Below are 23,351 nucleotides of genomic sequence, written 5' to 3' on the forward strand. Positions count from 1 at the left end.
ACCCTCGGCGATCGTTGCCGGCCATTGACGACACGGGGGCGCACTCGGCGCATCCCGCCCTTCGTCCGTCCGGCATTAGGTAGGTGATATGAAACAGCATGTCCGAGTGGCGTCAGCTGCGGTCGCGTTCGCTTACCATCGCCGCTGCGAAGTCCTCAGCGTGTACGAACGCGAAACCAAAACGCGCAACGAGATTAGTGTCGCCGTATGCGGAAAACAAGTGGACGGATACGACTACGACAGTGAATGCCACGTCAGCGGTTTGTTACCGAACCTATGTCACCACGGGGCGAAATCGCGTTGGATATTGAGCCCTGGGACCTCGGAGATATGCATCGGCTACGAGGACGACACATCGTCCTTCTTCTCAGTGAAAATCGTCAGCGGTCACGTTCAGGTATTTGATTGCCGCCAAGTCCTGTCCTTCACATACACAGTATGGTGGAGAGACGTGCAATCCGATAGCTGCTGATGCCCCTCGGCTCGCCGAGGCCGGGTGATTTCTACGGAGGATTAGGCCGAGAGGACGTTGAACTGGAACACTGCGAGGCGGTCGGCGACGCTGGAGTTGGCTTCCGCGTCTCTCGTTACCGGCACTTGCTTTGACGACGGAAGCGCTTCTGGCCCAGATTGCCGTTGCCAAATATGCCGATGGCGAGCCGCTTTACCGCCAGGAGGCCATCTACGCCCGCGACAAGCTCGACCGCCACGCAACAACCGCATCTCACTAGGCCGGCGAAGAGATGCCTGGGCCGCCGGCGTCGGCGGTGGGTACACGATGATCTCGAAGGACCTGCTCGGCTGCGCGGCGGCGCGGGAACAAGGGGACGTGCAATAATCGCGTGAACATCCGGCACGATGCGCTGGCGCCATCCGTATTGAACGGCCTCCGGACGCACTTAATAAAGCCCGAATTGTTCAAGCAGTTTTGCGAGGAATTCACCCAAGAAGTGAACCGAATGCGGATCGAACGTCGAACCGATCAGGATGCTTGGCAAAGCGAGCTGGAAAGAGTCAAAAAGCAGATTCGAGGCATTATCACTGCGATCAAGATGGCATGTATGAACCGTCGATGAAGGCTGAGATGGATGCGCTCGAAGCTTGCAAGTCGAAGTTGACCGATCTGCTCGCGAGCGCTGAGGCCCCCGCCGCTCTTGCACCCGAACATGCGGAGTCTATCGGCAGCGCATCTCTGCACTGTATGAAAGCCTGCAGTGCGAAGAGGAGAAAGCCGAGGCGGCGGTTCCGTACGTTGATCGATCAGGTCACGCTCGTGCTCGACGGGGAACAGCTCGCCATCGTGCTGCGCGGTGACTTGGCCGCGATCCTGCGATTTGCGGCGGACAAGAAGAACCCCGACTTCCTCTCGGAGGCCTGGGCTCTGGATGGCTTGCTATCGCAAACATCGGTCGTTGCGGAACCGGATTTGAACGTATGACCATCAGTTCATGAACCCTCCTGCCCTATTGATCCTATGCTGCCAGACTGCCAGAGCGAATTTGATCCCGCCAGCCGTCGGCGCGCTTTACCACATCCGCCGCGAGCTGATGGTTTGAGATCATTGCTTCTTCATAAACGTGTGAGAGCCAGAAGCGACACACCTTCGGAGGACGGATTGCCACTACGTCCAGACAAAGATCGAGACCAAAGCGGGCACATTGACATGAAGCAAAGACACCGAAGAGGAGATGGGTCAACTTCATGTTGTGTGAGCATGGATAGATAAGACGTGCAGACCTCGTTGCTGAACAAATATTGCGATTCCCGCCTGCCTTGGTACACTATTTATCCGACCGTACCTGATTTCTCCGCGATGGTGGGCGCCAACACTTATGGGAGATGGTTGAGGCGGCTGCCGCGCGATGAACCGGTATCCATCTATCTCCACGTTCCGTTCTGTCGCTCGATTTGCTGGTATTGCGGCTTCCCGACAAGCCTCACTCACAGCGAGCGACCGATCCGCAAATATCTCGCGGTGCTCCGCGAGGAGATTGATTTGGTCGCAGCGCAGGCGCCCCGCGCCTTGTCCGTCAGCGACGTGCATTTCGGCGGCGGGACGCCGACCATCATCTCGCCTGCCGACTTCTTGGGCCTGATGGAGCTCCTGCGCGACCGCTTCACATTCAGCAAGTCGACCACCGTTGCCGTCGAGATCGATCCCAGAGCGTTCACGACCGAGATGGCCGAAACATTAGGCTCAGCCGGCGTCAGCCGCGCCAGCATTGGCGCGCAAAGTTTTGATCCCCTGGTGCAGCGGGCAGTGAACCGCGTCCAGAGCGAGACACAGATAGCTCTTGCCGTCGAAAGTCTGCGCCAGCATGGAATAAGCCGCATCAACTTCGACCTCCTGTTCGGATTGCCACACCAGTCGGTGCAGTCCTGCGTTGACTCCGCCAGAATCGCGGTAGCTATGCGGCCGGACCGGCTTGCGGTTTTCGGCTACGCCCATGTTCCCTCCTATATGAAACGTCAGCGCCAGATCGATGAGGCGGCGCTGCCAGACAATGTCGCTCGCGCCGAGCAAGCCGCGGCGGTGGCTGAAACTCTGGTCGCGGCGGGCTACCGACAAATTGGGCTCGACCATTTCGCCTTGCCATCCGACGAGCTCGCGCTGGCGCAGAAGGCCGGTCGCCTTTGCCGCAACTCCCTGGGTTATTCGGCTGATACCTGTCAAACCGTGATCGGCTTCGGTCCGTCCGCCATTGGCCGCCTTCCTGACGGCTACGTCCAGAATGAGCTCGCAACCGCTTCCTATCATCAGCATATCAAAGCTGGCTGCTTCCCGACTTCAAAGGGCTACCGTCTCACCGAGGAAGACCGGCTTCGGGCCGAAATCATCGAACGCGTGATGTGCGACTTACAGGCCGATGTTCCAGCAATCTGCGCCAACCACGGATTTGATCCGGTAGCTTTTCTTGATTCAGCTGATCGCTTGGAGATGCTCACCGAGGACGGGATAGTGGAGATCGAAAAGGGTATCCTCCGCGTCAAGCAGGAGCACCGTTTTGTCATCCGCGCCGTTGCTGCGGCATTCGACGCTTATCTCGACCGCGCACCATATTAACGAAGACCACCCATATGCGCACAGTTCTTGAAGCATCAAATGAGGTCGCGGGCCGCGGCCCGTACGGTCATACTAGAGCATTTTCCGACCGGAACGAATCGGGTGGGGATTCCCAAAACGGCGCGAGTCAGATTCAAGCCACATGCTGGCGAGGGAGGCCAGCATGTATGGCCAGGGCGTTTTCGGTTGATCTTCGCCAAAGGGTGGTAGCAGCGATTGACGGTGGCATGTCCTGTCGACAGGCTGCCGAGCGCTTTGGTGTCAGCGCGATCCGCCGGCGCGGTCGCCTCAAGGAAGTTGGCGACATCGTTCCTAAACGCCAGGGCGGTGACCGCAAATCGAAGCGCATTCGCAATTGATTCTGGAGGCGGTGACAGCGAAGCCGGATATCACGCTCGCCTAGTGGCTCTGCACAGTGATTTTGATAAGTTGGGTCCGGCGGTCAGATTAGCCCCGGCAGGGGTTTCGGACCAAGATTGGATCATCCGACGACCAACCGAGACGGGGCCCTGTTCGTGGGCGGCAATCTCATGACTATCCGATGGCACGTGAACCAAATCCGTAACGCGCCGAAGATGGGACGAGTCCGAGCTACGGCTGCAGACACGAGTCAGCTTGCAACCGTTCACACGCATACTAAAGACTTTCAATTCACGCGGCGGTGAACGGCCTTACTATGGGAACTCCAGTCAATTGCGAACAATATCTAGCACTCGGAGGACAGCATAAATGAGGATTGCCCAAGTCCCAGCGCAAAACAACACGGCAGCACGCCACGTGTTGGCCCTGAATCGATTTCGCCATTTGATGAGCTCGGATGCGTAACCATTGAAGCAACGACCGCGGACGACACCGATCATCTGGCCGTAGCTGTCAAACCGGAATTGGGAACGATGTTTTCGGATGTAATTGATCCTCTCTTGAGGCGATAGACACCAAGTCCATATGTCAAGAGCTGAAGCTGCCTGCTGCTCGAGATGTGGCGTCCCGCGCAGTCTACTGCGATGATAACCTACTCCCGAAGCCTTGCTATATGCTCTGTTTGCGGCGCGCACGTCGTCGAAGTCTGTAAATCTAAATTGCATTATCGGATCGAGCCTGCTTTGGTCATGTTTCGCTGGCGACGCTACAATATGACCTTACGTCAGCTTCAAGCCAAATTTGACCTACCAGCCCTCTGAGGCTCCCCTCGACGTCTTGATGAGCCATGAGCGCTACGCGGGGGATGGTGAGCGATCACCGCTGTCACGATCGCCAACTGATGTTCGTCGTGAGCTCGCGTCTCTCTGACAAGTTTGCGACCAACTGACCCGAAATCCCCGATCTTGGCGATTGTGCCAACCGCGCGGCATACTCGCTCAGTGCGAAGACGCTTCAATTGTCTGAAGAATTTAATCGTAGAACCTTCTTGCAACGGACAATGGCTCCCGATGGACTCGCAACGGCCGCTCCGTCCAGGGATAGCGGCTTGACATCGTAGGCAATGTTGGTCGTAACGCGACGATTGCTCGCTCGAACTACCTACTGCCCGGCAACAATCCCTTCTATGAGCCATGAACTGGGAGCAGGACTTCAACTTAAACGCCATGGTCTCAGCGTGGCGCGTTGGATCGCTTCCATTCCGACGCTCAGCGCGACGCTTATACGCGGCGCGCAAAGCCATGCGGCTACACGGCGTCGATGCCAACCTTTGGACCCAGACGCAGCGGTGATCTCCACCGACAGGCTGTGCTGCGATGGGTCGCGCGCAAGGCCAGGATCGTCGTGCAACGCGGACTCTCTATACGGAAGATTCACGCGAGCCCGCGGGAGACGCGTCCGCGCCCCGGCCGGCGACGGGCTGCCCTGCGAGTTGCCTGGCCCGTGAGATGACCCCGGCATCCTTAGCGCTCTTAGCTTCCGCTGAAAGTCCGTTGGACCCCCACGGTGCTAACCAGTCAAAATCACTGTGCAGAGCCACTAGGATAGTCCAGGTTCGGCGTTGCTCGGGCCCATCATTCAGATCGACAGGCGTTTCGGTTCGGACTTACGGCGGAGGCCGTCCGTAGCGGATCTTCTCGCTGTGATCGCGAAGATCCGGCTGCACTGACGAGACATGTGATGGACGGGGCCAATCCATATCCGGTTTGGGTCGAGGCGGCGCGAGCCAGCTTGACGCGGCGCTCGGCGCGGGCCCCGCCCCGGCGGTGGCGAGGCGGTGAGACCGCGATAAGGAGGCGACCGGTCTGTGGTGTCAGCGCTCGCCGATCGGTCCTGCGATCAAAGGCGCGCCTCCGACCGAAACAGGACCCTGTGGTTTTGAGCGTCCGATGCGTTTCTTGACGGAGCTCAAGACCGCTTTGTCTGGCGGCAAAGTAGCAGCGGAAGGAGCAGATGGACCAGGCGCCGGAATCTGCAAGGTGTCGATTCGCGAAGTCAGTGTGGTGAGCTGATCCAAGATCGCTTGGAGGTCGCCCCGCTGGGCCTCGATGTGGCGGGTGAGCTCTGCGATGTCATCGCTCAGCTTCTGCTGCGTCCCCTGTGTCTCGGTCAGGGATGCCCTGTCCTCCGGTGACAGAACCATCGTTGAACCGACTTGCCCAGCGGCAGGCGTTTCGACGAACTCTGCGAGGCTCGATGCAAAATGGGCTGCCGCCGCACCCAGGCCGACGAAGATAACAAGAAACATCAAACCCCAGCGAATGCGCCCTAACGAGCTGTGCAAGAGCGGCCGCAAGTCCGAGGCGGCAGCTTGATCTGTCATCTCCATGGTTCCACGCGCGACTTCCCCGACCCAATAGGCCGCTCGTTGCTGCAATAGCCTGCGATGCTGACGGGCTGCAGCCGCCCGCGCCCCCCGGGCACCATCATTCTTCGCAACCTCTGATTGTTTGCCCTTCGGCTCCAATGTGGGCTCTTTTTCAGCGCAAAAGACCCCCTAGCGGGGATCTCCTGCATCCTACCGTCGGCAGCGGCGTACTGCTTCGCGTCTTTGCGAGCAACGGGGCACCATTTTCTCACGATTCACAAGATCCTTGCAGATTTTCTCACCCTGCTGCGGCCGAATACGAACCGCGCCAACTCGCCGGAGTGCGTTGTGACGGAAACTCAGCCCTGCCAGCTAGCCACCTCAGCACTGGGCGCCATGCCATTGGACCGGCAGCCATTGCAACTACCAATCTCGGCAGGTTGATCGAGACGATGGACAGCTGGCAAGCGTGGCCATCGAACGCCCCACGGGTCATTTTTCAAGGAACTCGGAATGCACCATAGATCTGGCCGCGCTAATGGAGCTGACGGATTCGCCAACTGCCCTGCGGCAGCGATCAAAGCTGCTCGAATGCTATTTTCTCCGTTCTCCTGCGCCAGCTCGCAGAACACTCTGCCACGATCGCCGGGGGCACAGACGGCAACATTTTCCAGACCTCGCGCCCGTCGATTGCCTCGTCTTTCGGTGACCGAGCTGCCAACAAAGCTTCATGATGCCTGCCCTCGTCACCGGCGGGGTTGCTTTTCGGTGACTACCATTTCGTCGAGAATGACGTCTTCAAGCACGATGTTCGGCACCATAAGACTCCTCTGCGGCATCACGGAGCACGGTCGCTCGCGATGTCTTGCTGGCAAGGACAGCTGAAGCTCGTTCGTCATCATCACCTCATCGAGCCAGCACGCCGCTCGCGCTCGCGCCACGCATGATGCACAAGTTACGTGCAGGCCAGATCAGCCCTCCCCGGGTGACGAGGTTCGGGACGGTTAAAGCCGGTCCCGCTGGGGACATACGACACCTTTTGCTTTTAGAGGTCACCATAGCCTTCAGACTCCAAAGGCTGGGAAGTCCGCTTCTCGGGCAATCAGGCCGAAGCTCGATCCATTCACGGCTCGCAGATAGGGACGCGAAGTACATTATGCGCGATCGCATTGTTTCGGCGATAACGTCTCGAACATCTTCGGCTACGGCGGCACTTGCATACAGCTCGAAGCGACGGGGCCGGGTTGTCGCACTTCCGCTGGCGGCTTGTCTGGTCGGCAATTCAGTTCTGGCAAAAGCCGCTAACGAGCTTGATCTCAACAGAGATACTGCAGATCAGGTCACCAAAAGAAGCCGCAGCACCGCTCCCGATCGGAAGACAAGGCTCTCCATCCGCTTGATCAGTAAGGCATCCGGACCCCGTGCCGCGGCGCCGGCAAATGGTCCCAGCATGCCTCTCAAAACGAGCGGCAGTGCCGATCGGGCTACCCAGACGAGAACACAAGCGGCGATCGACCCTTTCGCGCGTTTCGAAAATCTACGAGAAAAGGGGTTGTGGCTCGCCATACCTGGGCCTTCCGATACGATAGATCAGGACAAGGGCGGCGCCAGATCGGCGCTGGCGGACATCGGCATCGGGTATATCGGCTGGACGCACAACAGCTTTGCAGACAACCAGCTGCCGAATGCAGCCAGAAGCAGCTTCGCAAACCAGCTCTATATGGGACAGAATCCGACATTTGCCACGGCGAACTTCATGATCGTCACCTACGATCTCAGCCGCTTCGGTATTGCTGATGGTCAAATTGCCGTGGGGGCCGAGCAGCAATACTGGACATGGAAGCGCCCGGGGCCTGATCGAGTAGGACTCAACACGCTCGCTTACTACCAAACTTTCCTCGACAGGACACTCGAACTCAAGTTTGGCTATCTTAGAAATCAGAACGAATTCACCGGCACATTGTTCGGAGGAATTTCAGGATCAAACATGTTCGCCCTTTTCCAAGCAGGGATGAGCACCAACGCGGCGCCGACCCCCGCCCTCAACCTGAAGTACAATTTCGATGATCGCTGGTACAACAAAGTCTCCGTGCAGCGCTCAATCAGTCCAGATGGACCCTATGCGCATGTAACCGAGAATCCCAGCGGCGTGAACTGGAGCACAGCAAACGCGGGCATTCTTTTCATCGACGAGATTGGCTACAAGAGTAAGGCCGCTCCCGGCGTGCCTGACACGTGGTTGCGGGCAGGCGCTGGTTTCAGCAACAGCCGCTACAAGAATGTAGCGGACCCGGACCGGCAAAGGCATAGCGGCAATAGTTTTCACTACATCGCCGCGGACCGGCAGCTCTGGCAGAGTGACGTCCAGGGGGCACCATCTCGTGGTATCTATGGCGGATTCTCTCTCATGGGAGCACCGCCCGACCTCAACAGAATCAGCCAGTACTACGAGCTTCGCCTTTATGCGAAGGGACCTTTTGATAGTCGGCCCAGTGATCTGATGGCTCTCGTTGCCACCAACACCGTCTGGAGCAAGTTTGCGGTGGATGCTGCTTTCGCCAAGGGCGAGCTCGTGCATCGCGATACAACAGCAATCACGGGAACATACACTGCGTATCTCGCGCCCGGAATATATGCGAGCATCGGCCTGTCATACATCCATAACCCGACGAGCATCACACACACGCCCCAAACGGAGCACGCCCTCGACCTATTGGTGTCCACGTTGATATTCTTCTAGATCATCGCAAGCCTCGTTTTGCTCCTACCTTTTCATGGAGCATGCGACAGCGAGCTTCTCGATTGCGATTCCGATGATTTCGCCTGGCTGTACCGATTTGATCTCGCCCAGGATTCCGAGATGATCTCGCCCATCGCCCGGGGCGCGAGGCGTTCTGGCTGTTTGGTTTGTGGTATCGGCGAAGCCGCGAGGTCAATCTAGAATCGCGGCTCGAAGGATTTGGTTTTTTTGCTGCTCCTGCTGTGGGCAGGTGGGCAACGCCCTTCGCGTTGTCCACGCGCGGCGGCATGTCCACGGAGCCACTCGCTCAGGCCTTTCGGCCGGGCTTGCGGGTTCGCCGCAGGCTCTCGACGCCGGGGGGCCGCAGATCGGCAGGTTGGCGTGGTGGGCGGTCCAGCCGCCTTCGACCAGCATTGCCTGAAGGCTGCGGTCCAGACCGCGCGGAGTGCGATAGTCGATGTCCTCGACGGCGGCCTGCTGCCGCAGCTTGGCGATGTCGACGAAGGGCGTTGGCCATGCCGTGAAGGCCGAGCGCGTTGAGCTGATCAGGGGTCGAACCGCCAACCGGGCGATTGGCGATGGTCGGGCATACGATCTGCACCCGCCGACGGTGGCAACTGCTGACTCTGGTAGGTTTGTTGTTCCCACGCATGAGCTAGTGACTAGACCGTTTTTGACAGACACGCCTCGCGCACCAACAGAGCAAGCCTTGCACAGGAGAACCTCTATGTCGTCGACCGCACTGCGCAGCACCTCTCTTGCGTTGATCCTGTTTGCTTGCGGGATCATGGGGAGCGTGCGGGCAGACGATCTGCCACCGCGCGCTAATGCCACGACGCCGGCCGGCCAGAAGGGCGGCCCCGGCGAACACGCCGGCCAAGCGCCGAAGTACGCCGTCGGCGGCCGAGCAGCATCGCCTGCCGCCGGACTCCAGCACCAGGCAAACGCTTGATCTCCCTAGGCGGACGCTCTCTTTCATCGCGACGGGCGGCTCCATCCGCCTGTTCGACGAGAAGGGTGAACCGGAGGCCGACATCGCCTATACGTCCTATCAGCTTGACGGCGCCGATCGCGGCACGCGCCCGGTAACGTTCTTCTTCAACGGCGGACCGGGCTCATCATCGGCCTGGCTGCAGCTTGGCAATGCCGGACCGTGGCGGCTACCGATCAATGCTGACGAGGTCACGCCATCCACTTTTCCGGAGGTGAGGCCAAACGCGGAGACTTGGCTAGATTTCACCGATTTGGTGTTTCTCGACCCCGTGGGCACAAGCTATAGCCGTTTCGTGGGGACCGGCGATGATGTGCGCAAGCGGCTCTTTTCCGTTGACGGCGACGTCAACGCGCTCGCGCTGGTGGTCCGCCGCTGGCTCGAAAAGCATGACCGGCTGTTGTCGCCGAAATACATCGTGGGTGAAAGCTATGGGGGTATTCTCGGGCCAAAGGTTGTGCACCAGTTGCAGATGCGGCAGGGCATAGGCGTCAAGGGCCTTATAATGGTCTCGCCACTCTTCGACTACGGCCAGTATGCCCGCACTTGCCTGCTGCAATACATCGCAACACTGCCGAGCTATGTCGCGACCCTGCTCGCGCCCCTGCGTGAAGCCGAGGGTCCGGTAAAGCGAGCCGATCTCGCCGACGTGGAAGCTTATGCACGCGGAGAGTTTTCTGGTCGACCTCATCAAAGGCGGACAAGGAAGCGACCACGCGTCTGGCCGACAAGGTCGCGGCGCTGACCGGCATCGATCAGGCGGTGAGTCGCAGGCTCGCGGGCCGGTTTGAGCTCGCCGAGCTTCGCCGTGAGTTCGATCGTAAGAACGGCAAGTTAATCGGCAATTATGACGCCTCAGTGCGTGGGCTCGATCCGTATCCGGACTCGGATTTCCATCTTTCCGGCGATCCCTCCAGCGACACGCTGCTCGCACCTCTCAGCAGCGCCACTGTCGATCTCCTTACGCGCAAGCTAAACTGGCGGCCGGACGGCTCCTATGAGCTAGTCAACGGCGCGGTCGGGCAGGCTTGGGATTTCGGCCGGCGGGCCTCCGGAGTCGCTGTCGGAGCTGCGCCAGATTCTCGCAACGGACCCGAAGATGCAATTGCTAGTCGGGCACGGCTGTTTGCCCTCGTCACGCCTTATCTCGGATCACAGATCGTGCTCGACCAATTGCCGCCATTTGCCTCAGCACCGCGCGTCAAACTCGTCGTCTTTCCAGGCGGTCACATGTTCTATTCACGAGATGGCTCGCGCCACGCGTTTCGTGCAGAGGCCGAAGCGATTATGAAGTAACCATGACCACCGCGAACTAGGTCACAAGCATGCTCGCGTTCGCACGAGCATAGTTATGATCTCTCAACGAGATCCGGGCACCGGCTTCAATCGGCGCGAGACTCGGCTACGATCATCGTGAATCAAGCAATTGGGTGGGAATTTATGTGTCGAGTAAGCTTGGACTCGATTCTGGTCTGCCAGACCTTCCCGCTCTACCTGTCGCGCGGCGGTTTCGGTCAGGATTTGAGGATTGGCCTCAGGCTGCCGCCGATCGGCATCTTTTTCTATGTCGTCGCCGGCCGTACGCACCTCGTGCCGTGGATGATGGGACAGACAGGCGAAGCCGTCGACGGCAGGGGCATGGCTGGTAGGTCCATGGTATCCGTAAATCCACGGTCGCGATCCAGCTGCTGACGATGGTTCTCCCGCGTTCCTGGCAGCGCTGCGCCTCCTGCGCCAGACGAATTCGAAAAGCGAGCCAATCGCGCCTGCCGTTCTCACGCACGCGCTCGCTCAAATGGCGCGGGTCGGTCGCCGCATTTTTGATGTTGCCTTCGCTGAGATTGCCTGCCGCTAACTCTTTGATGAGCGCCTCGTCCGCCGCGTCGACCCCGCGCGTCCGGCCGGCTGCATCGCGTAATGAATGCGAAGCTTCGTTGAAGAAACCTCTGACAGCCCCGCGTCTCGCGAGGGTTTTTTACTCCTGCTCCCGCCAAGGGCTTTGCCGCCCCCGATCTGATGCGTGACCACAGTCCGCGGATTTTTCCGCTCTTGGCGTGAACCGCAGCGTCTGAGTCCGGCAAGCTGTAGCGTTCGCTGCTGAACGGGTCATCCCGCAAACTGGACTGCGGCGCTAGGGCGAAGCTTCAAGCTGAAAGCGGGGAATGTCCACGCTCGCCCGCCCACCGCTGAGCGCGCCGCCTCTAGAACCAAGGTGTGGCGGCATCCGCATCGAACCGCCGATATCGCCTCGGCTGATCCGTCCACGGCCCTCTGCGACAGCCCGATCCGGCGAAGGCGAGCTTGCGGGGGTCCCCTCCGTCGAATCAACCTGCAAATCCTCCATCCGCCGCTCAAAGTTGCTTTGCTGGCTTGCGTTGCCTGCTCGCGCCTGTTGCGCGGCGTACTCCTCGATTCAAGCGCCCGAATTGAAGAAGGGGTCGGTTGGATCCATCCGTTCTCCTTGCGATGGTACAGGGCTTGCGCAATCCGCACGCCTTACAAGGCCGCAAGCGGCAGCCGTTCGGCGGCCGTTGGATTCTGGAGAATACGGGAATCAGCTTTCGAAAGCTGACAAGAATTAGGAATTCGCAGCCGGCAATGTCGATCGCTTTGCTTTCCTTCTTAAAGGAGGCAACAAGAATCTGGCGCGCTACGATGGCCGCCCCTGCCCGAATGCGAGTTGCTGTGGACGAGCCGCCCGAGCGCAACGAGGCTCGGGTCAAAGGGTTTGAAAACCCTCCACTTCCCGAGCGTTCGTCTAATTTTTATCTTGAAGGTTCGCTGGACAGCCAATCTGTCGCGCCCCCGAAGAACGCTTTCAGCGACCATTTCGCGGCTTCGCTGTCAGTCAATTGATGAGAATGAGGCTCGCGGCCTGCGGGATTGGCCCCGATGCTGGAGGATTTGTATTCGGCATAGTAGGCCGTCCTGAACGTATCCGTCTTGCCGGGGGCCCATTCGCGCCAGCCTTCCGCAATGACCGGCGCATCGATCTTCGTCGACAGGAAGATCACTGTGGCATAGGGGCGCCAAGCGCGGCCAAGCGCAACATAGCGCGCACCAGGCTCGGCAGTCAGCCTGCACTGATCGAACACAAAGGCACTGTCCTCGCCCGGCGCTCTTTTGCTCTGCGCCGTATACACAACCGCTTGATTTGCGATGCCGTGCAACTCACAGCGCCTGAAATAGGCCTTCGCATTGCCAAAAACGAAGTCGACATGCCCCTCGATGTAGCAATCAGAGAAGTACTGCCGCGACATTCGACCGTTAGGGCCCTTACCGGCGAACAATGTATCCTGGGCGCCAAGCAGGCGAACATGGATGATTGCGTCCCGGTCGCCGGTCACCGATAGAGCCACGGCCTGCGAAGCTGGATTGTCCCCCTTGAGGGAATAGTCGTTTTGGACCGTCAGATTGTCGAGCCGGAAGTCATCGCCCGAGGCGTTGAGCGTCGCAGAACGGGCCGTCCCTCCCACGTTGATTGCGCCATCGCCGTACACGATGATCGTATCATCCGGCTTTTTGCCGGTACCTTTGAGATGAACACCAGGTTTGAGGACTTTGACCTTTTCGCGATAGATGCCAGGCTCGATCTGGATATCCCCGCCTTGCGGTGGCAGTGCGTCAATGGCTGCCTGCACGGAGTGATAGGCCGTCTCTCCGGCGTGCGACACAAAAAGCAACTGAGTATCGGCTGCCGAGATAGAGCAACATTCCGCGAGAGCCGCAGCGGATAGCGCGATCCTTCGCATGTGACCTTCTCCATCCGATCCGCTGCGCGCTCGATGATCGATACAAACAGCCGCAGCGCAACAGCAGCCGAACCTTGCCAACGCAGCGAGTATGCCGCCGGGCGCGATTTCCAGAGCGGCTGACCGCGACAAGGCTTGTCGGAAAGCTTGGCAAGAACGTGAGCGCTATGAAACGACCCGGGGCGCAACGCCACTCAATCTCAACCGCATTGACACGAAACCTGACCCGCCGGACACGAAGTTGTTGTGGTTACGCATTAACTAGTTCCGGAAGGCCTTTGCACATTGCTCCCACCCGCCCGGCCCCCTCTCTCCAGCCCAGCCGGGCAGCGGCGGCGACACTTCAGAATGATCGGCGGTTACATTGGCGTTTTCCAGCCGCCAAGTCGCAGACTCGGCAAACCGAACATCCTCCAGCGTCACGTCAAGTGCATGCTTGCCGTCTACACCGCGCATCAGCAGCGTACCGTTGTCGCCGCGCACATGGCGGAGAGCGATCTGGCGATAGACTGGAATGTTGAAGCCTTGTGCGTGTGGATTGTACTTTGTATCGAAGGCGATCGGCCATCGGTTGCCGCGCAGACACACGTTCTCATAAGTCACTCGCTCCACCAAGCCGCCTCGACTGACATCGCTCTTGATGCGCAGGCCGGATGTCGTGCCATCCAGCGTCAGGTCGCGCACCAATATGTCGCTGGCGCCGGAGTTCACTTCGCTGCCGATCGACATTCCATGTCCCCAGCCGAAGTAATTGTCGATGATGGAGATATGACGGCTTGGGCCATTGTCGCCGGCTTTGATGGCCACGTTATCGTCTCCAGTGCGGATAAAGCTGCGGGTGATGGTCACATCCTGGCTGGCGCCAGGGTCGATGCCGTCGGTGTTGCGGGCCTCGGCCGGCGCATCGATCGTGAGCCCCCAAAAGGTGGCACCTTCGACCCTGTTCATCACGACGTGGAAATTGGGCGCATTGCGTAGCGTGACACCATAGAACGTGATGTCCTGCGCCTGATCGATCTGGATCAAACGCGGGGCGTTCTGATTGCCGCTCTCAGTCTGGGCGCGGCGGGCCAACTGCCACCAAGTTTCGGTGCTGCCGGCCATGGCTGCTCCACCCTGGCCATCGATGGTGCCGTCGCCATAAATGCCGCCGCCACGCGTCTCGGAAAAGCTGATGAACGGACGGCAACCATCGCCCTTGCCTGCGATCCGTCCACAATGGCGCCGGCCTTTGTCATAGAGAGCTGGTTCGGCTATGGCGACAAGCGTGGCGCCACGTCCGATCCATAAGGTGACGCCTGATTTCATCCCGAGCGGGCCCGAGAAGTACTGGCCACGGCCCAGATAGACCGCCGCGCCGGCGGGGCAATGGTCGATGGCGTCTTGCAACCTGGCCGTATCGTTTGTGCCAGACGGCACCGGGCGGTCGCAGACCGTGTGAGGTGCAACAGGTTCGGCAACAATGCGGCGGTCCTGCGCCTTGGCCACAGGGCAGAAAGCCATGAAAGCAACGAAGGACAATAAGCCCCAGTTGCGGAAACGCTTTGTCATCGACTACCTCGAGCTTTGCCGCCCGCATCCTTGCAGCATGCTTTGTGTGAAGCTGAGCGCTGGCTGGATCGGCCGTAGCGCGGCTCACTGGCATGGGCAAGATGACATTTATAAGACGCAGAGGAGGCGTGAACCTTGCAACCCGGCGACAGCACCTTGCTTGTGAGCGAACAAAGATGAGCCGGTCAAAACGGCTGATCCCAACACTTGTCACGCGCGTGAGCGTTCGTGGCTTGGCTTCTCGCCACTTGCACTTGTGCGCGAATTCTTGCGCTCTACACCGCTCAGCCATTGCACCAAGCCAAGCCCCTGTTGCGAAGACCCGGTTGGCAGCCTACTTCCAGCTGTCGCTCGGTCGGACGCTGCCCCCAGCATCCGCTCGCAGGTTAGCGGGATCCAAGACAGGCTCCAATTGACGTGGTCGCACGTTATGCTCTCCGACCTCCTGCGCACGTGCGCTGAAGTGTCCCAGAGCAGATCGATGAGCCGTCTTCACGCTTCGGCGTTTGCTCGAGCTCTGTCAATTCTGCTTGGTACCTGGCCACATCCGATCGCGCGCGAAGGAGCTTGACTTTGATCTCGTCTCGTCGCCTCGATTCCTCTTCAAGCCGCCAATTATCCTCGATCGGCTCAATGGTCATTTACGTACGGTCTCCGATCTGCAGATGACTACAATCCTCAAAGCCTCGGACTGTCGATCTCCGGCGCAGGTGGACCTTTGCCAGAACGACTTGAGGCACTGTTCACAGCAAGTTGCTCGAATTGTGCGTAGCAGGTTCTATTGTCAGCTTGAGACCACTGTCAGGAAGTTGACACGACACACTCTTAGAAACTTCGCTGCAAAATATCGGCACGCGGTTCGGCCAGAGGCCGCGTGACAAGTTAAAGCTGCGCCGCGTCATGCTCTACGTCGATTAGACCCGCCTTTCCCGCGGCGACGCCGCGACCTTTGACGGTGACTATGGGGAGGAATAAGTGATTTTGCCGCATCCATGACCGGTTGCGCGGTGACTTCGCTGGATGGGGGATCGATGGTTGATCGAGGCCGCTCGCTCTGATCGGCGACGGCCTTTTCGAGCGCGGAGAGGAATTGCCGGCCCTCTTCCGTGATTTCCCAGCCAAGAGTATCGCGAAAGACAAACCCGGCCGAGAAGATATTCAGGTCAGGTGCGCGTTCGGCCAGCCGCTTCATGCGATCGGTCCAGTCACGGCCGCTGCTCATCAGGATTTCAACGGCGTGCCTTATGTCGGCAACGGAGGCCAGCCCGGCAGATTGGCCGGCCAGCACTTTCAGGACGGTCAGCTGGAAGGACACTTCCACCTCTCCGGTGGGCCGGGTGTGCAGTTTCCGGTGCAATGGATCAAGCATAGGGGCGCAACGTCAATATCATAGCGCGGTTAACCTCAACTATATTGACTAACCGCGAGCGCGACGGCCCAGATTTACCTCGCCGCGGGGCGTCGAGGTCAACGCGCGAGCCCGTTTGCCTCAAGACGTGAAAGGCCTCGGGCGTCAGCGTAGCTGATATTGCTCTCCGGCCGCAACGCCGCGGGCCAGTATGGGCCTACCTGGCGGACCCAAGCTGTGCGCGCCCCTTCATCAGCCACAGCATCACTATCGATCGGCAGCACAGCCGACGGCATCGCTGCCTGCGCCGATCTTTGCGCGGTGTGCACCTTGACCTACGGGGTACGATGAGCGCCCAGTTCAGACCGTTCTTAGCTCACTGACAAAGGAGTATCTCGCCATGCCCACAACACACCTCGCCGGAAAAGCCTCAATTTCCTGCGGCGCGGGTCGAGCGGCGGTTTTACGAGACTGGACTAAGCTGTTAGTATAGCCTGCTACACATCGTGACGCTCCAAAGGAGAAAGTGGCAGGCAAAAGCGCCGCGCGCTCGCGACAGGCAAACCGAATGCATGCGCAATCGCGAAACGGAATATGCAGATGGCCGATTCCGAGAGCCGGATGGGGAGACGGACGTTGATGACCTCGCCACGGGGCTTCGCCTGCTCGATCCCGACTTCGAGAATCCAGGATATCGACATGGACGGCGTCGTTCGGATTGAACGGCCGGGCGTCGCCCCCAACATCAACCAAGCGTCCGCGCCATACCCGTGAGCCGCCCCGCCCAAACGGCAGGTTATCGTTCCCGCGCCATCGCGATGGATGCGAGCGTGATGGCGGCCAATGCCAGCCGCAATCACGGCAAAGCGCATCGACGTGCGACCGCACCACCTTTGGCGGCACCGTCGATCTACGCAGTCAGCGCTCGTCCTCAACGAGGTTGCCGCGATTCTCAGCCTCTGAACCGGGGATGGGTGAACATTCCAGCAAGTGGCGCCTAGAATGCGCAATTTGCGGCGCGATCACGCCGTACCAAAAGAGGTAGGTATGACATGTTGGAGGGTGTGGTACCTTCTGAAGGTTGATGATCGGAACTGAGCAGCGAACAACTCAGGTGTTACAAATCCTCTTTTAGGCTAGGAGACGTCGAATGAACGCGAATACAACCGAAGACGAGAAACGCGAACGGCGGCCACGTCCAGAGCCCGGACTGACCCAACTGACCGGCGCCGCAGCCGATGGCGCTGGAGAACCTGCAGCAGTGGCATCACGCATTCCGTCAATTTTTCCGGAATGGCAAAAATCGATCGAATCGACAAGGCACCTGTACGCCGCGGCATTAAAGGATGGATTAAGTTTGGCTGCTTCCTCTCTGCACGAACAAGCAAGCTTTCTGAGAAATCTTGCCGACTCTAAAACTCCCTCAGAGCTACTGAAGTGCCATCTGGACCTCGCGGAGAAATTCTGGTCGAAGTCGTTCAGCGAAGGCTCGAAAATATTGGATCATCTCAAACCATCGCCATCCTCTGCGGTAAGGCAAGGAACCCACTAAGCTTGAGAAATGAGGCCCCGACCGCACTCTGCTTTATCCGCAGCCGGGGCTGCACGTCCCCGACCGGCGACGTTATGGATACTGCATCTCGGCGCGTCCTGAGAAAACCTCCTTCCGCCACCTGGTCGATTTGGAGCTCAGGTGGCACATCGAACGCGAGTGTCAAGCAGACGGTCGGCGCCAGCATTATGTGCGGGCACGATTGTTGCGGCTTCCATTACCAGCCATGTTATGAATTGCGGCCCGAGAACAGTTCCGCCTTCGCGTGTGTCGCCTTCGACACTCGACGAAGGGCTTGCCCCTTGCAATTCACACTCGTACGGGCCGTGGAGAACGAGCTCTCCAGCTGCACAAGACAGGCGAACGCACAAAGCCCTCACTGAGCAGTCTTGCCGGGTTCGGTAGCGCCGATATTCTTCAGCATTAGGTCGCGCAAGAGCGCCGGTCCGGGAATTCGGATTTCCTTGCCGTCGCGCAATCTGCCGATTGCCGCAAGCAGCTTGCGGATATCATAGGTCGAATTGAACACCTCTGGCACACCACGTTCGACGTTGAGGAGCGTGTAGACGGCCTCCATCGCCGTGCGCACTGATATTCGGTCGTGAAGACGCAATCGCGCTCCGCCGACTCAGCGAACTGGCCGATGAAGGCAAAATTGATAGCGCCTTTGGGCACAACATTTGGTCGATCACCCGCCTGCCGCGGCATGAAGAGAGAGGTGACGTAGGGCATCATCACCGGCACAGTTTTTGCGGCCATCGCGGCGAGTCCCGGTATGTCCTCGACCGGCACGCCGAGGTTATGCAACCATTCCTGCGTGATTTCCTCGCCCGTGCAATCTTGCATCGGCTTGTTCACGTAGTCGCCAGGCTCGTCGACGAAAAGTGAGTAGACCCAGACGACGATCTGATTACTGGGCTGGTACTTGAAATGCGGTTGACGGTTTACAGTCCAACTGAGCAGCCAGTTCGAATCCTTCGCCGTGACGATCCCTCCCGTGACGACCTTGCCGCTGAACGGATCGCGTTTGGCGATCTTGCGGATATAGGCTGGAATGCGCGCATCTAGAGTCGTGATCGTCGCCGATTGCCATTTGGTTGCAGGAATATTGCCGCCGAAGACATCCGGGCGGCCGAACGCCGCGTCCTTGGCCGCAATACGCCGCCACAGATCCCAAGCAGGCGCCGGGCCTTCGTCGAGCCTGGAGGGCGTGTGATGGTCTGCCTTGTCCGAGTTTTCGGTGAGCGACCCGATCGTCATGAATACAAGATCGTCGGCGCCAAGGCCGATGCCGCCGGCGACGCCGCCCTCCAGCCAGTGGATAGCCGTGGCCTGCTTGCATCCCGCCTTTATGTCGAAATCGACATCAGTGACTTCGACGTCGTAGCGGAAGTTGACGCCCTGCTCCAACAGCCATTTGCACAACGGTAGAACCAGCGATTCATACTGATTGTACCTGGTAAACTTCAGCGCGCTGAAATCCGGCAGGCCCCCGATATGATGGATGAACCGATCCAGATAAAGCTTCATCTCCAGGGCAGAATGCCACTTCGCAAAGGCGAACATCGTCCACCAATAGAGCCAAAAATTGCTGCTGAAAAACTCTTTCCCGAACACTTCGTCGATACGACTGTCCTCCATCTCCTCACGGGAGGCAAGAAAGACGGCGATCAATTCCTTTTCCGCCTTTTCGCTCAGAGTGAAAAGGCCGTCGGTGTGCGCATCCTGTCCCTGGTTCACCGTCGACCGTTGCAGCGAGTAGTTCGGATCATCCTTGCTCAACCAGTAGAATTCGTCGACCTCCCCGGACCACGAAGCCCCTTCCTAGGTGTTGGTTACCGTCGAGAGCCCCACCCGGTATCTTCAGCCGTTCGAGGATGGTGATCCGGTCGCCACGCATATGGCCATCGCGGATCAGGAAGGCCGCACCGGAAAGCGCCGCCAGGCCCGCACCGACGAACCACGCAGTCTTATTGTCCACACCTTCGGGTTTGCGAGGGCGGGCAAAGGCTTCGTAATTTCCGCTACCGTAGTACATCGCAACATTCTATCCGACTAGATTGGACATTCAGTCAGGTTAATCAAAAGAGGTTCTCGGGCGCCAGGCATTTGCGCGGGACGCCGACCGTCAGACCTCCATCGATGACGACCTCCGAACCGGTAAGGTAGCTGGACTCGTCGCTGAGGAGGAACAAGACGACCTGCGATACTTCCTGCGGCTCGGCTGCCCGCCCGAGTGGAACGGGGAAAAGGGATGACTCGAAGCTCTCGGTCATCGGGGTGGCAATGAAGCCGGGATGGATCGAGTTGATGCGGACTCCCGAGGCCGCGGCTTCCAGTGCAGCGGACTTGGTTATGCCCCGCACGCCGAACTTCGAAGCGACATAGGCGTGGAGTCCGGCACTGCCCCGCAGCCCCTCGACGGACGAGACGTTGACGATCGAACCTCCGCCCGCGCGCCGGATGGCCGGTAGGGCTGCCTGCATTCCGAGGAATACGCCGGTTAGATTGACGGCAAGGGTCTTGTTCCACTGATCGAGCGAGAACTGCTCAATAGGGGCTATGTTGGCGATCGCGGCGTTGTTGACCAGCCCGTGGAGCGCGCCGAAGCGCCCTTCGGCGCTTGCGACCGCCTCGGCCCACTGCTTCGGCTGGGTAACGTCCTGAGGCATATAGATGGTCGAATTGCCAAGTTGAGCCGCGAGAGCCTCTCCTTCTGTATGAAGAATATCAGTGATCACGACCCTGGCCCCCTCAGCCACCAGCAGGCGCGCATTAGCTGCCCCCATTCCGCGAGCCCCGCCGGTCACCAGAATGACCTTGTCGTTCACACGTCCCATAGTCGTCGACCCGTTCCGTTGATCAATGGCGGTGCAGCGTCTTCCAGACGTCGAAGAGGAACGCGAGGGTCATCCGTTATGACGCGCGAGGTGTCGAGAATGTGCGGAATGCTCTGTGCGAATCGCGGGTGCCTTCTTATCGACACGTCCATGCTAAGCGGACCAACCATTGATGCGCTGTTGGCGGCGGACAGAAGTTAGCGGCGACGTGACGCAGGTGCCCGCGTGAGTCATGCACAGGCACTGTCCCTCGTCGATATCACGCGCCGCTAACTGTCATTCGGCCTGCAATATTGACCCCCTAAGCCGGGGGATCGGCGTCCAAAATTGACCCCCTACAGATTGGTCTGTTGCGCTGCCTGCTTTGGAACGAAGCAGGTGGTGGGGGATGCTGATCGTGGAGACGATTGCCCGGATCCGGCGCGAGCACTTCATCAAGGGCAAGACGATCAAGGAGATCGCCCGTGACCTGAAGGTGTCGCGGAACACGGTCCGGAAGGTGCTGAGGTCGGGAGAGACCTCCTTCGAGTACGAGCGGCAGGTGCAGCCGCGGCCAAAGCTGGGACGATGGGCAGTAGAGCTTGATGGATTGCTGGCGGCGAACGCGGCCAAATCGGCTCGTGAACAGCTGACGTTGATCCGGATCTTCGAAGAGCTGCGCGGCCGCGGCTACGACGGCGGTTACGATGCCGTGCGGCGTTACGCCAGGCGGTGGAGCAAAGAACGCGGGCAATCGACCGCGGCGGCTTATGTCCCGCTGAGCTTTGCCCCAGGCGAAGCCTACCAGTTCGACTGGAGCCACGAGGTGGTGTTGTTGAGCGGCACCACGGTGATGGTGAAGGCCGCTCATGTCCGGCTCTGTCACAGCCGCATGCTGTTCGTGCGGGCCTATCCGCGCGAGACGCAGGAGATGGTGTTCGACGCCCACGACCGGGCATTCGCCCTGTTCAAAGGCACCTGCACCCGCGGCATCTACGACAACATGAAGACCGCGGTGGAGACGATCTTTGTCGGTAAAGGCCGTCTCTACAATCGCCGCTTCCTGCAGATGTGCAGCCACTATCTGGTCGATCCGGTCGCCTGTACGCCAGCGTCGGGCTGGGAGAAGGGGCAGGTCGAGAACCAGGTCGGGCTGGTCCGGGAACGCTTCTTCACGCCGCGGCTGCGGTTCAAAAACCTCGACGAGTTAAACGCCTGGCTGCTCGACAAATGCATCGCCTACGCCAAGGCTCATCGCCATCCGGAGCTGACCGATCAGACGATCTGGGACGTGTTCGAAGCCGAACGCCCCAAACTCGTTCCCTATGCCGGCCGCTTCGACGGCTTCCATGCGGTGACGGCATCGGTCTCGAAGACCTGCCTGGTGCGCTTCGACAACAACAAGTACTCGGTCGCAGCCAGCGCAGTAGGACGACCGGTCGAGGTTCGAGCCTATGCCGATCGCATCGTCATCCGTCAGGACGGGCGCATCGCTGCGGAGCATCCACGATGCTTCGGTCGCGGCGAGACCATCTACGATCCCTGGCATTATGTACCGGTGCTGGCGCGCAAACCCGGCGCCTTGCGCAACGGTGCTCCCTTCAAAGACTGGGTGCTGCCAGCCGCGATCGAGCGGATCCGGCGCAAGCTTGCCAGCACCGACGATGGCAATCGGCAGATGGTCGACATCCTCAACGCGGTGCTGACCGACGGTCTGCCTGCGGTGGAGGCGGCCTGTGCCGAAGCGCTCAGTCACAGCGTCCATTCCGCCGATGTCGTGCTCAATATCCTGGCCCGTCAACGTGAACCTGCCCCACCGGCCAACATCATGACGCCGGCCGCACTGACGCTCCGTCATGCACCGATCGCCGATTGTGCCCGCTACGACAACCTCCGGAGGACCATCTGATGGAACGAACCCAAATCTTCGACCTCATGGGCGAACTCAAGCTCTACGGCATGAAGGCTGCCTTCGACGAGATCATGGCAACTGCCGTTAAGCGCCAGCACGAGCCTCAGCGCATTGTCGGCGACCTGCTCAACGCCGAGATCAACGAGAAGCAAGCCAGGTCGATCAAATACCAGCTCACCATCGCCAAGCTGCCGCTCGCCAAGGACATCGCGGACTTCCAGTTCGACGGCACGCCGATCAATCAGACGCTCGTCAATGATCTCGCTGGCGGCGGCTTCATCGCCCAACAACGCAACGTCGTGCTGGTTGGTGGCACCGGCACAGGCAAGACCCACCTGGCCATTGCCATCGCCAGAAGCTGCATCCGATCCGGTGCCCGCGGCCGCTTCTTCAACGTAGTCGACCTCGTCAATCGCCTCGAGACCGAGACCCGCAACGGACGGCAAGGACGGCTCGCCGAGCATCTGACCCGGATGGACTTCATCGTGCTGGATGAGCTCGGCTATTTGCCCTTCCCCCAGTCCGGTGGCCAGCTTCTCTTCCACCTCGTCAGCCGGCTCTATGAGCGCGCGTCCGTCATCGTAACCACCAATCTCGCCTTCGGCGAATGGCCGAGCGTGTTCGGCGACGCCAAGATGACCACCGCGCTGCTCGACCGATTGACCCATCACTGCGACATCGTCGAGACCGGCAACGATAGCTGGCGGTTCAAAAGCAGAGACGATGATCACGCCACCCGCGCTCGTCTCGCCTCCGCTATCCCGGCCAGCTCCGACGAGACGAGCGCTACCAGCAAACCCCGCCGCGCAAAGGGGTCAAAATTGGACGCCGATGAGGGGTCAAATTTGCAAGCCGATTGACACGCGGGCCAACTGGAGCAGGAGAGCCGTCAGC

General features: G+C 59.6%; 14 protein-coding genes and 5 pseudogenes. 12 read left to right on the forward strand and 7 right to left on the reverse strand.

Translation table 11 applies throughout. The features are described 5' to 3' along the window. Window positions 1-602: 602 nt before the first annotated feature. From HAP47_RS35285 to HAP47_RS35305, 5 genes and pseudogenes are all read left to right on the forward strand, one after another. Window positions 603-704, forward strand: a pseudogene (locus tag HAP47_RS35285) (IS66 family transposase); the annotation flags it as partial. 368 nt (window positions 705-1,072) lie between these two features. After that, entirely contained in the window at window positions 1,073-1,438 is a 366-nt protein-coding gene (locus tag HAP47_RS35290; RefSeq protein ID WP_173643987.1) for a hypothetical protein, read from the forward strand. A gap of 291 nt (window positions 1,439-1,729) precedes the next feature. After that, entirely contained in the window at window positions 1,730-3,064 is a 1,335-nt protein-coding gene (hemN, locus tag HAP47_RS35295; protein WP_173643988.1) for an oxygen-independent coproporphyrinogen III oxidase, read from the forward strand. Window positions 3,065-3,231: 167 nt separating this feature from the next. After that, window positions 3,232-3,414 (forward strand): annotated as a pseudogene (locus HAP47_RS41805) (IS630 family transposase); the annotation flags it as partial. 1,129 nt (window positions 3,415-4,543) lie between these two features. Beyond that, window positions 4,544-4,755, forward strand: a pseudogene (locus HAP47_RS35305) (sarcosine oxidase subunit beta); the annotation flags it as partial. A gap of 542 nt (window positions 4,756-5,297) precedes the next feature. Here HAP47_RS35305 and HAP47_RS35310 read toward each other — a convergent pair. Beyond that, window positions 5,298-5,813 (reverse strand): hypothetical protein, encoded by a 516-nt coding sequence (locus HAP47_RS35310; RefSeq protein ID WP_173643999.1) that lies wholly within the window; start codon window positions 5,811-5,813, stop codon window positions 5,298-5,300. A 1,135-nt stretch (window positions 5,814-6,948) separates the two neighbouring features. Between HAP47_RS35310 and HAP47_RS35315 the strand changes: the two genes are divergently transcribed. The 4 genes from HAP47_RS35315 to HAP47_RS35330 all read left to right on the forward strand — a co-directional run bounded on the left by HAP47_RS35315 (window position 6,949) and on the right by HAP47_RS35330 (window position 11,215). Then, complete coding sequence (locus HAP47_RS35315) at window positions 6,949-8,532, forward strand: carbohydrate porin (RefSeq protein ID WP_176396264.1); 1,584 nt, start codon at window positions 6,949-6,951, stop codon at window positions 8,530-8,532. 827 nt (window positions 8,533-9,359) lie between these two features. Further along, complete coding sequence (locus tag HAP47_RS41810; RefSeq protein WP_371821708.1) at window positions 9,360-10,268, forward strand: S10 family serine carboxypeptidase-like protein; 909 nt, start codon at window positions 9,360-9,362, stop codon at window positions 10,266-10,268. A gap of 17 nt (window positions 10,269-10,285) precedes the next feature. After that, window positions 10,286-10,819, forward strand: coding sequence for a hypothetical protein (locus tag HAP47_RS41815; protein ID WP_371821709.1), 534 nt, complete (start codon window positions 10,286-10,288; stop codon window positions 10,817-10,819). 159 nt (window positions 10,820-10,978) lie between these two features. Continuing rightward, window positions 10,979-11,215, forward strand: coding sequence for a hypothetical protein (locus tag HAP47_RS35330; RefSeq protein WP_173643990.1), 237 nt, complete (start codon window positions 10,979-10,981; stop codon window positions 11,213-11,215). A 1,073-nt stretch (window positions 11,216-12,288) separates the two neighbouring features. On the opposite strand, the gene HAP47_RS35335 is transcribed toward HAP47_RS35330, so the two are convergent. The 4 genes from HAP47_RS35335 to HAP47_RS35350 form a co-directional block, all read right to left on the reverse strand. Further along, a complete protein-coding gene (locus tag HAP47_RS35335) occupies window positions 12,289-13,275 on the reverse strand; it encodes a pectinesterase family protein (protein ID WP_173643991.1) in 987 nt (328 codons plus the stop codon). A 261-nt stretch (window positions 13,276-13,536) separates the two neighbouring features. Further along, on the reverse strand, window positions 13,537-14,826 hold the full coding sequence (locus HAP47_RS35340; protein ID WP_173643992.1) for a glycoside hydrolase family 28 protein: 1,290 nt from the start codon (window positions 14,824-14,826) through the stop codon (window positions 13,537-13,539). 898 nt (window positions 14,827-15,724) lie between these two features. Then, window positions 15,725-16,141 (reverse strand): hypothetical protein, encoded by a 417-nt coding sequence (locus tag HAP47_RS35345; RefSeq protein ID WP_173643993.1) that lies wholly within the window; start codon window positions 16,139-16,141, stop codon window positions 15,725-15,727. A 530-nt stretch (window positions 16,142-16,671) separates the two neighbouring features. Next, complete coding sequence (locus HAP47_RS35350; protein ID WP_173643994.1) at window positions 16,672-16,875, reverse strand: hypothetical protein; 204 nt, start codon at window positions 16,873-16,875, stop codon at window positions 16,672-16,674. Window positions 16,876-17,324: 449 nt separating this feature from the next. Here HAP47_RS35350 and HAP47_RS35355 point away from each other — a divergent pair, with 449 nt between their 5' ends. Then, complete coding sequence (locus HAP47_RS35355) at window positions 17,325-17,726, forward strand: hypothetical protein (RefSeq protein WP_173643995.1); 402 nt, start codon at window positions 17,325-17,327, stop codon at window positions 17,724-17,726. Window positions 17,727-18,149: 423 nt separating this feature from the next. Here the strand turns inward: HAP47_RS35355 and HAP47_RS35360 are convergent. Further along, window positions 18,150-19,764 (reverse strand): annotated as a pseudogene (locus HAP47_RS35360) (oleate hydratase). Window positions 19,765-19,807: 43 nt separating this feature from the next. Further along, window positions 19,808-20,566, reverse strand: a complete 759-nt coding sequence (locus HAP47_RS35365) for a glucose 1-dehydrogenase (RefSeq protein ID WP_166071941.1) — start codon at window positions 20,564-20,566, stop codon at window positions 19,808-19,810. A gap of 388 nt (window positions 20,567-20,954) precedes the next feature. Between HAP47_RS35365 and istA the strand changes: the two are divergent. Together istA and istB are read left to right on the forward strand one after the other, a co-directional pair. Further along, a pseudogene (istA, locus tag HAP47_RS35370) lies at window positions 20,955-22,545 on the forward strand (IS21 family transposase). Beyond that, window positions 22,454-23,317: an IS21-like element helper ATPase IstB gene (gene istB / locus HAP47_RS35375; RefSeq protein WP_173643941.1), complete on the forward strand. Its 864-nt coding sequence runs from the start codon at window positions 22,454-22,456 to the stop codon at window positions 23,315-23,317. Before istA ends, istB begins: the two are co-directional and overlap by 92 nt. Window positions 23,318-23,351 lie beyond the last annotated feature (34 nt).

The sequence above is a fragment of the Bradyrhizobium sp. 41S5 genome, assembly GCF_011516665.3.
GTDB lineage: Bacteria > Pseudomonadota > Alphaproteobacteria > Rhizobiales > Xanthobacteraceae > Bradyrhizobium > Bradyrhizobium quebecense.